Genomic DNA, 12,916 nt, shown 5'->3' on the forward strand with positions numbered 1-12,916 from the left:
GGACCCCTTCAGCACCGTCGAGCCGGGCGGACGCCGGTCCCTCCGCGTCGTGGCGGTCGCGGAGGGACCGCGGGCTCAGCGCACCGGGAAGCCGAAGGTGTAACCCTGCTCCTTGAGCCAGGGCAGGACGCGGCGCAGGGCCTCGACGGTCTGGGCGCGGTCGCCGCCCGCGTCGTGGAAGAGGACGGTCGGCCCGTTGGAGATCTCCCGCTGGACGGTGGCGACGATGGCGTCGGCGCCCGGCTGCTCGAAGTCCTTGGTGTCGACGTTCCAGCCCAGCGGGCGCATGCCCCGGGAGGCGGCCAGTTCGCGGCTGTAGGGGGTGAAGGCCCCGCCGGGGGCGCGGTAGTACATCGACCGTACGCCCCCGGACGCCTTGATGATCATGCGTTCGGCGTCGAGGATCTCCTTCGACTGGTAGGCCTCGGACTTCTTGTCCATGGTGGTGTCGTGCGACACCGTGTGGTTGCACAGCCGGTGCCCGGCCGCGACGACCTCCTTCACGAGGTCCGGGTGGGCCTGGGCCTGGATCCCCGTCACACAGAACGTGGCCTTCACCCCGTGCTCCCGCAGGATGTCGAGGACTTGGGGCGTCCAGGCGGGGTCGGGGCCGTCGTCGATGGTGATGTTGACGCCGCGCGCCCCCGCGTCCGAGGCGTGCACGATGCTCTTGTCGACCGGCGTGGAGTCGCCGACCGGCGCGGCGGACGCGGTCGCCTTCGGCGACGGGCCGCCCACGGGGTCGGCCTGCGCGGTCCACACCGAGGCGCCGACGGCCAGCACCGTCACCCCGAGCGCCGCCCCGACCAGCTTGCCGTACCAGCCCCGCCCGCCGCCGTGCCGTGCCATGTCCGCCCCGCCCTCGCGTAGTTGTCCGCCGGACCCCGGTCACCCCGGGCCCACCTGACATGACGGGGTCCGGTGCCCTCGGGCTGCGTCCGTTACCGATCACGGACAATGCCGGGGGAGTTCGCGGACAACTCGACGGGCGGCGGGCCGGCCCGTGGCGCGTACGCACCAGGACACGGGGGCGGTGCGGCCCGTGCCGCGCGGTGACCGGGCCCGGCGCACCCCCTACCCGGGTATCACCGCGTCCTGGCTCCCCGGTGTGACGCCCCGGTGCCCACCGCGCCGCTACCTTCTCGTCCTCCCACGGCCGAGACGGAGGGAGACGGACGGATGCGCCGCCTCAGGATCGAGCACCACCTGTTCCCCGGCACGCCACGCCCGCACCCGGGGCCCGCCCGGCGGTCGCGTGTCCCCCGACGCCGTCCCGCGGCCATAGGCTGATGTCCATGACCCCGGTGGAGGAGGAACGTCCGCGCGCACTGCTCGCGGGGGCCTCACGGCGATGGGTGCGGGTGCTGCCGTGGGCTCTGGCGTTCGTGCTGTGCGTCGCCCTGCTGCCCACCACCATCGTGGTCCTCACCGCCGACTACGGCCTGAACGGGGCCGTCGCCGGCGGGCTGGCCGTCGCGCAGGCTGCGCCGCTGCTGCTCGCCGTCGTACGGCCGCTGCAGGCCTGGTGCGTGGTCTTCGTCGCGGACGTGGCCGGGGCGCTGGCCCTGCTCGCCGTCGACTTCGAGGAGCGGCTGCTGTGGCCGTTCCCGCCCATGGAACTCGTCGGGTACGTCGCCCTCTGCCTCGCCCTGGGGCTGCGCGAGCGGCGCCGGACGCTGGTGCTGGTGTGGCTCGCCACGGCGGGCGCGAACGTCGGCCTGGGGTTCGTCCCGCCGCACGGCTTCGGGGCCGAGGAGTCGCTGTTCACCATCCTCGGCGGCGTCGCGCTCCTGCTGGGCGGCGTGCTGCGCGAGCGGTACGAGGTGCAGCGCAGGCTGGTCGAGCAGGAGACGATCAGCGAGGCCGAGCGCGGCCGGCGGACGCTGCTGGAGGAGCGCGCCCGGATCGCGCGCGAGCTGCACGACGTGGTGGCGCACCACATGTCCGTCATCACGGTGCAGGCGGACACCGCGGAGTACCGCCTCGAGCGGCTGCCGCCGGACGTGCGGGAGGAGTTCACGTCCATCGCGGCGACCGCGCGGGAGTCGCTCGGCGAGATGCGCCGCCTCCTCGGCGTGCTGCGGAACGAGGAGACGCACGGCGAGCTCGCGCCCCAGCCGGGCCTGGCGCAGATCGGGCAGCTGGTGGAGGCGACGGCGAGGACCGTGGGGCCGGTGGAGTTCACCCCCTGCGACGTCGAGGTGTCCGAGGCGGTGGGCCTGTCCGCGTACCGGATCGTCCAGGAGGCCCTCGCGAACGTCGTCCGGCACGCGCCGGGTGCCCGCACGCGGGTGTCGCTGTCGGTGACGGAGCCCGATCCGCAGCACGGTGCGCGGCTCACCGTCCTGGTCGTCAACGGACCTCCGCCCCAGCCGTCCGGCGGGCCGCTCGAGGCGGGCGGCACCGGGCACGGGCTCGTCGGCATGCGCGAGCGGGTGCGGCTCGTCGGCGGCAGCCTCGACACGGGGCCGCTGCCGGACGGCGGCTTCCGGGTCGCCGCCCGGCTTCCTCTGAACCCCCCCGACTGAAAAGGACTTCACGTGACGACGCGCGTCATCATCGTCGACGACCAGGCCATGGTGCGGGCCGGCTTCGCCGCGCTGCTGGCCGCCCAGAGCGACATCGACGTGGTGGGCGAGGCCCCCGACGGCGCGCAGGGCGTCGAGCTGAGCCGGCGTACCCACCCGGACGTCGTGCTGATGGACGTGCGGATGCCCGAGATGGACGGGCTGGAGGCCGCACGCCGCATCCTGGAGCCGGCACCCGGTGGTGGGGGCACCTCCCACGCCCTTCAGGCAGTGGGGGAGCACCGGCCGCGCGTGCTGATGCTCACCACGTTCGACGTCGACGACTACGTCTACGAGGCGCTCCGGGCGGGCGCGAGCGGCTTCCTGCTCAAGGACGCGCCGCCGGCCGACCTCATCGCGGCGGTCCGCGTCGTGGCCTCGGGCGACGCGCTGCTCGCCCCCTCCGTGACGCGCCGCCTCATCGCGGACTTCGCCAGGCAGCGTCCCGTCTCCCGGGGCAAGCCCGCGCTGCGGCTCAAGGGCCTGACGCAACGCGAGACCGAGGTCCTCACCCTGGTGGCCCGCGGCCAGTCGAACGGGGAGATCGCGCAGACGCTGGTACTGGCCGAGCAGACGGTGAAGACGCACGTCAGCCGCGTCCTCACCAAGCTCGACCTGCGCGACCGCGCCCAGGCGGTGGTCTTCGCCTACGAGTCGGGGCTGGTGGCCCCGGGCGAGTAGGACCGCCCCCGCCCCTCCTCCACCCCCTACCGGGGTAGCACCCCCACATCGGCTCCCCGGTATGACGCCCTGCGCACAGCCGTCCCCGCACTCTTCACCCGTCACGGAAAGTGCGCGTACGAGGGAGACGGGACATGAGGCTACGCAGGGACAAGCGGCAGAAGGCGGACAACCGGCCGGAGGCGGACAGCCGGCCGGAGGCGGACAACCGGCCGGAGGCGGACAACCGGACCGAGGTCCCGGCCGCCACGCCCGGTCTCGCCGTCGAACTGCGTGACGTCCGGCGGCAGTACGGCCGCGGGGCGGGCACGGTGCACGCACTGGCGGGCGTCGACCTCGCCCTGCCGCGCGGCACGTTCACCGCGGTCATGGGCCCGTCCGGGTCCGGCAAGTCCACCTTCCTGCAGTGCGCCGCCGGGCTCGACCGGCCGACCGCGGGATCCGTGCGCCTCGGCGGCACGGAGATCACCGGCATGAACGAGAACGAGCTCACCGAGCTGCGCCGCAGCCGGCTCGGCTTCGTCTTCCAGGCGTTCAACCTGCTGCCGTCGCTGACCGTGGAGCAGAACGTCCTGCTCCCGATGCGCCTGGCCGGGCAGCGCCAGGACCGGCGCCGGGCGCAGGAGGTGCTCGCCCGGGTCGGGCTCGCCGACAAGGCGAGGCGCCGGCCCGGAGAGCTCTCCGGCGGCCAGCAGCAGCGCGTGGCCGTCGCCCGTGCCCTGGTCACCGACCCCGACGTGATCTTCGCGGACGAACCCACCGGCGCCCTCGACACCGGCACGGCCGCCGAGGTCCTCGGCCTGCTGCGCAACGCCGTGGACGCTCTGGGCGCCACCGTCGTCATGGTCACCCACGACCCGGTCGCGGCCGCCTGGGCCGACCGTGTGCTGTTCCTCGCCGACGGCGCCTTCGCCGACCACCTCGAGCGCGGTTCGGCGGAGCGGATCGCGGCACGGATGGCCGTGCTCACCTCGCGCGCCTCCCGCGCCGGTGCGATGGCGGGGGTGGCGGCATGAGGCGCCCCAACGGACTCGCCCGTGAGGCCGTCCGCTTCAAGCCCGCGTCCTTCGCGGGGACCTTCCTCGCGCTGCTGATGTCCGCACTGATCGTCTCGGCCTGCGGAATCCTGCTCGAGACCGGTCTGCGCGCCTCCGTGCCGCCGGAACGGTACGCGAACGCGCCGGTCGTCGTGGCGGCGGACCAGAACGAGTACGTCGTCACCGGCAGCGGCGAGGACCGCGAGAAGGAGGCGACGCCCCTGCCGGACACGGCGCGGATGGACGCCGGTCTTGCGGCGAGGGCCGCCGGGGCGCCGGGCGCGGCCACCGCCGTCGCGGACTTCACCTTCCCGGTGCGCGCGTCGGACGACGGCGCCGGCTCCGGCGCCCGTGCGCCGACCGTTCCGGGCGGTGTGCTCACCGCGCACGGATGGGGCTCGCACACCTTCACCGGCACCTCGCTGACCACCGGCTCCGCGCCCCGCGAGGGGGAGGTCGTGCTCGACGTGGGCACGGCCCGCGCCGCGCACGCCGCGGTCGGCGACACCGTCGTACTGGAGACCGCCGCCGGTCAGCGGGACTTCCGTGTCGCGGGCCTCGCCGAGGCCGGCCCCGCGGAGACCTCCCGCGACTTCGGCGGGGCGGGCGCCCTGGCCTGGTTCGCCGACTCCCAGGCCCCCCTGCTCGCCGGGCATCCCGGCAAGGCCGACGCCGTCGTCGTGCTGGCGGAGGACGGCACCGGCGCCGGCGCCCTCGCCGACGCCGTGAAGCAGGCCCTGGCCGGCTCCGGCGTCCAGGTCCACACCGGCGACGACCGCGGTGCCGTCGAGGACCCGGGCCTCGGGTACGCCAAGGTGACGCTCTTCGGGATCGGCGGCTCCTTCGGCGGCATCGCCGCCATCGTCGCCGTCTTCACCGCCGCCGGAACCGTCGCGCTCTCGGTCGGTCAGCGGGCCCGCGAGTTCGCCCTGCTGCGCGCCGTCGGCGCCACCCCGCGGCAGGTCCGCCGCGCGGTCGCCTCCGAGGCACTGCTCGTCGCGCCGCTCGCCGGGATCATCGGCTGTCTGCCCGGCATCGGGCTCGCGCACTGGTGGTTCGGGCAGCTCCAGGACCGCGGCGCCGTCCCGCGCGCCGTGGACCTGCACGTCTCCGGGCTCCCGCTGCTGGCCGCCGTCGTCGTGGGGCTGCTCACCGCGCTCGGCGCGGGCTGGGCGGCCGGGCGCCGGCCCGCGAGGATCAAGCCGGGGCAGGCGCTGTCGGAGGCGTCCGTGGAGCGGCTGCGGCCCGGCCCGGTCCGCATCCTCCTCGGTGTCGGCGCCCTCGTCGGAGGCGCGATCCTCACCGGCGTGTCCGCCCGCTCCACCGGGGACGACGCGGCCGGCGCCGCCCTCGGCGTCGTCATGCTCTTCATGCTCGCCGTCGGGCTGCTCGGCCCGCTGGTGGCCCGGCTGTGCGCCGGTCTGTTCGGCCTCCCGCTGCGCGGCGCGGGCCCGGCGGCCGAGCTCGCGGCCGCCAACTCCCGTACCAACGCCCGCCGCCTCGCCTCCGCGATCACCCCGATCGTGCTCGCCGTGGCCTTCTCCTCGACCCTCGTGTTCATGCACACGAGCGAGACCCACGCCGCGGACAAGCAGCTGCGCGCGGGCATCACCGCGGACCACGTGGTGACGGACCCGGCCGGGCTCCCGGTGGACGCGGTGGCACGCGCCGCCCGCGCGCCGGGTGTCGAGGCGGCCGTCGGGCTGCTGAACACGCAGGTGCTCGTGCCGACCGGCTCCGGTGAGTTCAAGGCGCTCCAGGGCGCGGCCACCCAGGGCGTCACCGGCTCCGGCGCCGAGCTGGCGAAGGTGCAGGACCTGGACGTACGCGACGGCAGTCTCGACCGGCTCGGCGAGGGCCGCATCGCCATCGACAGGACCCTGGCGACCTCGGCGGACGCCGGCGTCGGCGACCGGCTCCCGCTCTACCTCCCCGACGGGACGGAGGTCAGCCCCGAGATCGTCGCGGTCTACGGCCGCGGCCTCGGCCTGGCCACGGTGACCATGGACCGGGCGTCCCTGGCCGGGCACGTCACCTCGGGCTTCGACAGCACGCTCCTGGTGCGGGGCGGCTCGGAGCAGTCGCTCACCGCCCTGGGCGAGGTCACCGACGCCTCCGGCTACGCCACCGAGCAGAACCGCGACGCGAGGCTGGGCGCCTGGATGAACAACACCATGGCCGCGGTCCTCGGCGGGTTCGCCGCCGTCGCCGCGGTCAACACCCTGGTGATGACGGTCCTGGACCGCCGCCGCGAGCTGGGCATGCTGCGCCTCGTCGGCTCCACCCGACGTCAGGTGATGACGATGCTCCGCTGGGAGGGCCTGCTGGTCGCCGTGGTGGGCCTGGTCCTCGGTTCCGCGATCGCCGCGGCCACGCTGATCCCGATGATGAGCGGCGTGACCGGTGACCTGCCGTACGTGCCCCCGCTGCTGTACGGGTCCTTCGCGGTCGCCGCCGGCGGCCTGGCCCTGCTCGCGGTCACGCTGCCGGCCCGGGCCGCGCTGCGCCGCCGGCCCTAGCCCGTCAGGGGCGGCGGCCGGCATCGCACCGGCTCCCGTACCCGGCTCCCACCCCGTGCCGCCCCGCCGCCCCCTTCCTCATCCGGCAATGACGGAAAGGACACTCATGACCACAACCCCGGCTCCCCCGGCTCCCCCGGTCACCATCGGGAAGGCCGCTGTCGGAGCCCTCGGCTTACTGGCCCTGTCCACCGGCGCTCTGGAGTCGGTGGTGTCACCGACGATCCCGCTCCTGGAACGCGAACTGGACATGAGCCAGTCCGAAGGAGCGCTGCTCAGCATCGTGCTCCTCGTCACCGGTGCGCTCATCACGCCGTTGGCGGGCAGGTTCGGCGACCGCTACGGCGGGAAACGGGTCCTGATCCGGCTGATGGCGGTCGTCGCGGTCGGCGGCACGGTGTCCGCCCTGGCCCCGAACCTGCCCGTGCTGCTGCTCGGGCAGGTGTTGCAGGGGGCGATGGTGGGGGCGCTGCCCCTGTCGTTCATCGTCGTGCGCAAGAACCTGCCCCCGGGAGAGTCGAAGGTCGCCATCGGGGTGGTCAGCGGACTCTTCGTCGGGGGCGGGATGGTCGGCATGCTGTCGGCCGGTCCGGTGGCGGAAGGGCTCTCCCGGCACTGGATGTTCGCGCTGCCCACGATCGCGGTCGTCGGGGCCACCCTGCTCGTGAACAGGCTCATGCCGTCCGACCGGCCGGGCGGGTCGGACGACGCCGGCATCGACTGGCCCGGCCTGCTGCTCCTGAGCGGGATGCTGGTCACGCTCATGCTCGTTCTCGCGCTGGCCCCCGAAGCGGCCTCGCAACCACTCGTGCTCGGCGCCCTCGTCGTGCTTCTGGCCGTCTTCGTCACCGGCTGGGTGGCCGTCGAACGGCGTGCGGCCTCCCCGATGATCGATCTGCACATGCTGGCACGGCCCGCGATCTGGAAGGCGTGCGTGCTGACGTTCGTGATCTGCCTCGGCACCTCGATGGCGGTCTATCTCGTTCCGCAGCTGCTCGACGAACGCGGCGACGGGTACGGATTCGGCGCCGGCGCCACCGAGATCGGCCTCTTCCTGCTGCCCGGCGCCGTCGCCGCGACGCTGGCCGGGCCGCTCGGCGGGATCGGGGACCGGCGTTTCGGCTCGCGTGCCGTGGTCGACACCGGGGTCGTCATGATGGCCGTCTCCCTGGTCGTCCTGGCGTCCGTGCACACCGAGGTCTGGCACCTCGTCGTCGGCAAGGCACTGATCGCGCTGGCCAACGGCCTGTGCGTCACGGCGATGATGACCAGCACCGCCACGGCCGTCGGGGCCGAGGACACCGGCATCGCCACCAGCCTGATCCTGGTGAGCCGCGTACTCGGCTACGCCGTGGGCGGGCAGCTCGGTGGTGCGCTCCTCACCGCCGCGACCCCTTCCGGGTCGGAGGTCGCGGCCGAATCGGCCTACGTCACCGGCTTCGTCCTGGCCGGCGTCGTCACGTCGCTGGCCTTGTTCGTCACTCGCACCATGCCCAAAGGAGTCAAGGAATGACCCTCACCGATCAGTTGACGGATGTCCGTGGCACGCCGAGGCGCAAGGTCCTGATATCCGGGGCCAGCATCGCGGGGCCCGCCCTCGCGTTCTGGCTGAACCGCCACGGATACGCGGTCACGGTCGTGGAGAAGGCGCCCACCCTGCGCGGGGGCGGCTATCCCATCGATGTGCGCGGCACCGCGCTGGAGGTCGTCCGGAGGATGGGGATCCTGCCGCGGCTGCGGGACGCGCACATCGACCTGCGACGGCTGACCTTCCTCGACGCGGACGGCGGCGAGGTGACCTCCCTGCACCCGCACGCCGTCACCGGAGGCGTCGCGGGACGGGACCTGGAGGTACGGCGCGGGGACCTGGCCGACGCTCTGTACGCGGCGGTCCGTGACGACGTGGAGTTCCTGTTCGACGACTCCGTCGACACCCTCGACCAGACCGGCCACGGGGTCGACGTCACCTTCCGCGGGGGCGGCAGCCGCACCTTCGACCTGGTGTTCGGCGCGGACGGCATGCACTCGCGCACCCGGGAGATGCTGTTCGGCCCCGAAGAGCGGTTCCACCACTACCTCGGCTACTGCTTCGCCGTGTTCACCATGCACAACACCTTCGGGCTCTCCCACGAGACCGTGATGTGGAACTCTCCGGGCAGGGCCGCGGCGCTCTACGCCGTGGGGGACGACGACGAGGTGCACGCCTTCCTGAACTTCGCCCGGCCGGAGCCGCCCAGGGACGCGTTCCGGGACCCGCGGGCCCAACGCGAGCTGGTCGCCGAGGTCTTCGCCGACGCGGGATGGGAGGTCCCGGGCATGCTGGCCGCCCTGCGCGAGGCGGAGGACCTGTTCTTCGACGGGGTCGGCCAGATCCGCATGCCCCGCTGGTCCAGCGGCAGGGTCGCGCTGGTCGGCGACGCCGCGTACGCGCCCTCGTTCCTCACCGGACAGGGCACCAGCCTCGCCCTCGTCGGCGCGTACATGCTCGCCGACCGCCTCGCGGACCGGGACCATGTCGCGGGCTTCGCCGCCTACGAACGCGACACCCGGGAGTTCGTGACCCTGAACCAGGAACTGGTCGGCCAGGGCGGCGCCACGCTCTTCCCCACCACCACCCAGGCCCTGAAGCAGCGGAACGACAGGCTCCGCGGCCTCGGCGCCATGCCCCCGGCGGAGGGGAAACCGGCTCATACGGCGCTCACCCTGCCCGAGCCCCCGCGCCCGGCGTGACGGCCGGGCCGGGTCGGGCCCCTGCCGGCCGGCGGCCGCCCCTCCGGTTCAGTCGCGCCGCCAGCCGGTGAGCGTCCGCCAGGTCTCGCCGCGTACGGAGGTGACCGATACCTGTTCGGGTACGTAGTCGGAGCACTTCGCGTTGTGGCAGGGACCGGCGGTCCATGCGGGGACGTAGACGCCCATCGTCTTGTGCCGCTCCAGGACGGCGTCCACGGGGTGTCCGCACGAGCGGCACACGTACGTGACCCGGGGCGGCGTCGGCTGCTCTCTCGTTCTGGACATACTGGCATATTACTATCCCTTTAGTCCCCTTTGGGTGTCTTTTGGTGGGGCTTCGTGGCCGGCGGGCGGGGGGCGCAGCAGGCTGAGCGCGATGGAGACGCTCAGGACGACGGCGATGACGGCGAGGCTGAGCGGAGAGGGGATCTCGGGCACGGCGGGGCTGATCATCTCGTGGGACGCCTGGAGGATGAGCTTGACGCCGATGAAGGCGAGGATGAGCGCCAGGCCCTTGCTCAGGTACTGGAACCGGTCCAGCAGGCCGGCGAGCATGAAGTAGAGGGCGCGCAGGCCCAGGATGGCGAAGGCGTTGCTGGTGTAGACGATGAAGGCGTCGCTGCTGACGGCCAGGACGGCGGGCACGCTGTCGACGGCGAAGACGAGGTCGGCCGCTTCGATCGCGGCGACGACGGCGAGCAGCGGGGTGGCGACGCGCCTGCCGGCCTCCTTGACGAAGAAATGGGGGCCGGCGTAGTCGTCCCGCACGGGGACGACCTTGCGGAGCAGGCGTACGGCGATGCTCCTGCCGGGGTCGAAGCTGTCCTCCTCCTCTTTGAGGATCTTGTAGGTGCTGTAGAAGAGGATGGCGGCGAAGACGAACAGGACGGCGGTGAAGCGGCTGACCACGGCGACGCCGGCGGCGAGGAAGACGCCCCGGAAGACCAGGGCGCCGAGGACGCCGAGGAACAGGACGCGGTGCTGGTAGGCGCGCGGAACGTTGAAGTAGCCGAAGATCAGCGCGAAGACGAAGAGGTTGTCGACCGAGAGGCTCTTCTCCAGCAGCCACGCGGTGGTGTACTCCACTCCGGCGGTCGTCCCGACCACGAGGAAGACCACGGCGCCGAAGGCGATCGCCAGTCCCACCCAGACCCCGCTCCAGACGGCGGCCTCCCGGAACCCGATGACGTGGGCCTGCCGGTGCGCGAGCAGATCGACCGTCAGGGACACCAGTACGGCGACGGCGAAGACCATCCACAGCCACAGCGGAACATCGTGCACGGGCCCGGCCCTCCAGGCGTGGTCGACCGGCGGTCTCCTTCCGAGTCTGGTGCATGCGGCGGCGGGTGTCTCCTCGGCGCACTTCCCCAGGCCCGGCCCGCCGCTGCCGGATGACGGCCGTCGGACGACGGCGACCGGTCGTCGTGCTCCGGTCGAACGCGGCGTTCACCCCCTGCCTGACGCACGCGCGCCCGAAGGCGAGACGCACCGTCTTGTGTGAGCGTGCCGCATGGGCTACCGTTCAAGGCAACGAGACGATACGTTTCGTATTCATAAGGAGCGTTCCGGCCGGATCCGGCGCGCGGCGAGTGAACACCGCACCCGGCAGGAGGCCCGGTCTCCGGCCGTGGACACGCGGTTCTCCGGCGTGCCCGTGCGCCGGTACACGACCTGGGGCGGGTCCTCGGGCGCCGAGCCGCACCGGGCCCGCGCGGCACTCAGTCGCCGACCTTCCCGGCGTCGACGCGCCGGCCGCGCACCGTGTCCACCACGATCGGGATCCCGTCCGGGACCTGTCCCCGGAGACGGTCGAGCAGCGCCTTCACCGACGGGAGGTCCCCGGGGGAGCGGACGTGGATGTGCAGGGTCCGGGACACCGCCTCGACCCGGGTGACGGACGCGCCCGGTGTGCCGGCGAGCCACTGGTCCGCGGCGTTCTTCGCCCGGCCGGTCCAGGTGTCGATCAGGAGCGTGAGCGCGGTGTTGGCCGCCAGCGGGACGAACACGACGACGAACAGCAGGGTCATGGCGGCGTAGGCGCCGCGCGCGGGGCGTCCGGCGGTCCTCTCGGCCCGGGTGCCGTAGCCGAGGGCCGCGAAGGTCGTCATGCCGCCGAAGAGAAGGGCGAACAGATTGGACACGAACAGGACCAGCGCGCCCAGCGCGAGCCATCCCGCCAGCTTCCCCAGGCACACGCCGACCACCACCAGCGGCGGGACGAGGGAGATGGCGATCGCGACCCCGGGCAGAACGGCGGCGACGTCCCGCCGGGCGAGCGCCACCGCGCCGGCGAAGCCGGTCGCCAGGGCCGCGACCAGATCCATCAGCCCCGGTGACGTACGTGACGAGATCTGGCTGTTGGACAGGAGGTCGTAGTCGCCGGGGAGCACCAGGGAGAACACCGCCCCGAACGCGATCACCAGCGCGCAGGCCGCCAGGACGACTCCCGCCGATCCGGTCCGCCGCCGCTGCACCGAGCCCAGGGCGGTGCCCATGATCGGCGTGGACAGCGGGGCGATGATCATCGCCCCGATCACGGTGGCCGTCGAATCCGTCAGCACTCCGCCGGCCGCGATGACCGACGACAGGGACAGCATCGTCCAGAAGGCCGAGCGCTTGGACCTCGTGTCCCCGGACGACAGGACCAGGTCCCGCGCCAGCTCGTCCAGCGAGCGGCGCTGGGAGGCCGGCAGAACATGGGCGCGTAGACCGCTGAGCATGGTCTCAAGCAACCACAGGCGGTGTGGTCACGGTGGGCAAGGACACGGGCCACGCGATCGAATCCAGTCCTTGGCCGGAGGCGCGGCCGGTGCGTGGGGGACGAGCCGGCCGGAGCCGGACGGGGGCGCCCACGGCCGAGAACCACGGTCACCGTGTCTGTTCCGTCCGGCGGTCCTGGCGGTAACTTTGGTGGACAAGGCCCCTGAAGGAGGGCGAATGCGATGCCGTGGTTCATATGGCTGCTCGCCGCCGCGGCACTGGGTGTCGCCGAGTTCCTCACCCTGACACTCGTCCTCGGACTGCTGGCGGGCGCCGCATTGGTCGCCGCCGTGGTCTCCGGTGCGGGAATCGGCCTTCTCGGCCAGCTCCTGGCCCTGGTGGCGGCAGCGGCGGCGGGCCTCCTCCTCGTCCGTCCCGTCGCGCTGCGCCACATGGCGCAGCAGCCCCTCCTGCACGAAGGCAGTGACGCGCTGATCGGCAAGCGGGCCGAGGTCGTGCAGGAGGTCACCGCGACCCGCGGCCTGATCAAACTGTCCGGAGAGGAGTGGTCCGCCCGCGCCTTCGACGAAAGCCTCGTGATCCCGGTGGGCGCGCTGGTGGACGTCATGGAGATCGAAGGCGCCACGGCCCTCGTCTACCCCCGCGAACTCCTTCCATGAAC

At 73.2% G+C, this 12,916-nt stretch carries 11 protein-coding genes; 7 read left to right on the forward strand and 4 right to left on the reverse strand.

What is annotated here, in order from left to right:
• Window positions 1–75: 75 nt before the first annotated feature.
• Window positions 76–849: a polysaccharide deacetylase family protein gene (locus ACZ62B_RS08595; RefSeq protein WP_344562937.1), complete on the reverse strand. Its 774-nt coding sequence runs from the start codon at window positions 847–849 to the stop codon at window positions 76–78.
• A 446-nt stretch (window positions 850–1,295) separates the two neighbouring features.
• Here ACZ62B_RS08595 and ACZ62B_RS08600 point away from each other — a divergent pair, with 446 nt between their 5' ends.
• The 6 genes from ACZ62B_RS08600 to ACZ62B_RS08625 all read left to right on the forward strand — a co-directional run bounded on the left by ACZ62B_RS08600 (window position 1,296) and on the right by ACZ62B_RS08625 (window position 9,534).
• The gene (locus ACZ62B_RS08600) at window positions 1,296–2,528 is read left to right on the forward strand and encodes a sensor histidine kinase (protein WP_469689512.1); all 1,233 of its coding nucleotides are present in this window, start codon (window positions 1,296–1,298) and stop codon (window positions 2,526–2,528) included.
• 12 nt (window positions 2,529–2,540) lie between these two features.
• On the forward strand, window positions 2,541–3,248 hold the full coding sequence (locus ACZ62B_RS08605; RefSeq protein ID WP_344562933.1) for a response regulator transcription factor: 708 nt from the start codon (window positions 2,541–2,543) through the stop codon (window positions 3,246–3,248).
• Between the two features lie 134 nt (window positions 3,249–3,382).
• Window positions 3,383–4,264, forward strand: coding sequence for an ABC transporter ATP-binding protein (locus tag ACZ62B_RS08610; RefSeq protein ID WP_469689514.1), 882 nt, complete (start codon window positions 3,383–3,385; stop codon window positions 4,262–4,264).
• Window positions 4,261–6,804, forward strand: coding sequence for an FtsX-like permease family protein (locus ACZ62B_RS08615; protein WP_468720851.1), 2,544 nt, complete (start codon window positions 4,261–4,263; stop codon window positions 6,802–6,804). Before ACZ62B_RS08610 ends, ACZ62B_RS08615 begins: the two co-directional genes overlap by 4 nt.
• Window positions 6,805–6,910: 106 nt before the next feature.
• Window positions 6,911–8,317: an MFS transporter gene (locus ACZ62B_RS08620; RefSeq protein ID WP_344562927.1), complete on the forward strand. Its 1,407-nt coding sequence runs from the start codon at window positions 6,911–6,913 to the stop codon at window positions 8,315–8,317.
• Complete coding sequence (locus tag ACZ62B_RS08625) at window positions 8,314–9,534, forward strand: FAD-dependent monooxygenase (protein WP_469689516.1); 1,221 nt, start codon at window positions 8,314–8,316, stop codon at window positions 9,532–9,534. The genes ACZ62B_RS08620 and ACZ62B_RS08625 overlap by 4 nt, the downstream gene beginning before the upstream one ends.
• A 48-nt stretch (window positions 9,535–9,582) precedes the next feature.
• On the opposite strand, the gene ACZ62B_RS08630 is transcribed toward ACZ62B_RS08625, so the two are convergent.
• The 3 genes from ACZ62B_RS08630 to ACZ62B_RS08640 all read right to left on the reverse strand — a co-directional run bounded on the left by ACZ62B_RS08630 (window position 9,583) and on the right by ACZ62B_RS08640 (window position 12,254).
• Complete coding sequence (locus tag ACZ62B_RS08630) at window positions 9,583–9,819, reverse strand: hypothetical protein (protein ID WP_344562923.1); 237 nt, start codon at window positions 9,817–9,819, stop codon at window positions 9,583–9,585.
• A gap of 12 nt (window positions 9,820–9,831) precedes the next feature.
• The gene (locus ACZ62B_RS08635; RefSeq protein WP_344562921.1) at window positions 9,832–10,815 is read right to left on the reverse strand and encodes a TerC family protein; all 984 of its coding nucleotides are present in this window, start codon (window positions 10,813–10,815) and stop codon (window positions 9,832–9,834) included.
• A 437-nt stretch (window positions 10,816–11,252) separates the two neighbouring features.
• Window positions 11,253–12,254, reverse strand: coding sequence for a TIGR00341 family protein (locus ACZ62B_RS08640; RefSeq protein WP_468720842.1), 1,002 nt, complete (start codon window positions 12,252–12,254; stop codon window positions 11,253–11,255).
• Window positions 12,255–12,476: 222 nt separating this feature from the next.
• On the opposite strand from ACZ62B_RS08640, the gene ACZ62B_RS08645 reads away from it, so the two are divergent.
• Window positions 12,477–12,914, forward strand: coding sequence for an NfeD family protein (locus ACZ62B_RS08645; RefSeq protein ID WP_344562917.1), 438 nt, complete (start codon window positions 12,477–12,479; stop codon window positions 12,912–12,914).
• Window positions 12,915–12,916 lie beyond the last annotated feature (2 nt).

This window comes from Streptomyces sp. NPDC053426, from assembly GCF_055585405.1.

Excerpts from the sequence above, each read along its gene's own strand:
- ACZ62B_RS08595 (WP_344562937.1), bottom strand. The coding sequence starts at position 849 with ATGGCACGGCACGGCGGCGGGCGGGGCTGGTACGGCAAGCTGGTCGGG.
- ACZ62B_RS08600 (WP_469689512.1), top strand. The coding sequence starts at position 1,296 with ATGACCCCGGTGGAGGAGGAACGTCCGCGCGCACTGCTCGCGGGGGCC.
- ACZ62B_RS08610 (WP_469689514.1), top strand. The coding sequence starts at position 3,383 with ATGAGGCTACGCAGGGACAAGCGGCAGAAGGCGGACAACCGGCCGGAG.
- ACZ62B_RS08615 (WP_468720851.1), top strand. The coding sequence starts at position 4,261 with ATGAGGCGCCCCAACGGACTCGCCCGTGAGGCCGTCCGCTTCAAGCCC.
- ACZ62B_RS08620 (WP_344562927.1), top strand. The coding sequence starts at position 6,911 with ATGACCACAACCCCGGCTCCCCCGGCTCCCCCGGTCACCATCGGGAAG.
- ACZ62B_RS08625 (WP_469689516.1), top strand. The coding sequence starts at position 8,314 with ATGACCCTCACCGATCAGTTGACGGATGTCCGTGGCACGCCGAGGCGC.
- ACZ62B_RS08630 (WP_344562923.1), bottom strand. The coding sequence starts at position 9,819 with ATGTCCAGAACGAGAGAGCAGCCGACGCCGCCCCGGGTCACGTACGTG.
- ACZ62B_RS08640 (WP_468720842.1), bottom strand. The coding sequence starts at position 12,254 with ATGCTCAGCGGTCTACGCGCCCATGTTCTGCCGGCCTCCCAGCGCCGC.
- ACZ62B_RS08645 (WP_344562917.1), top strand. The coding sequence starts at position 12,477 with ATGCCGTGGTTCATATGGCTGCTCGCCGCCGCGGCACTGGGTGTCGCC.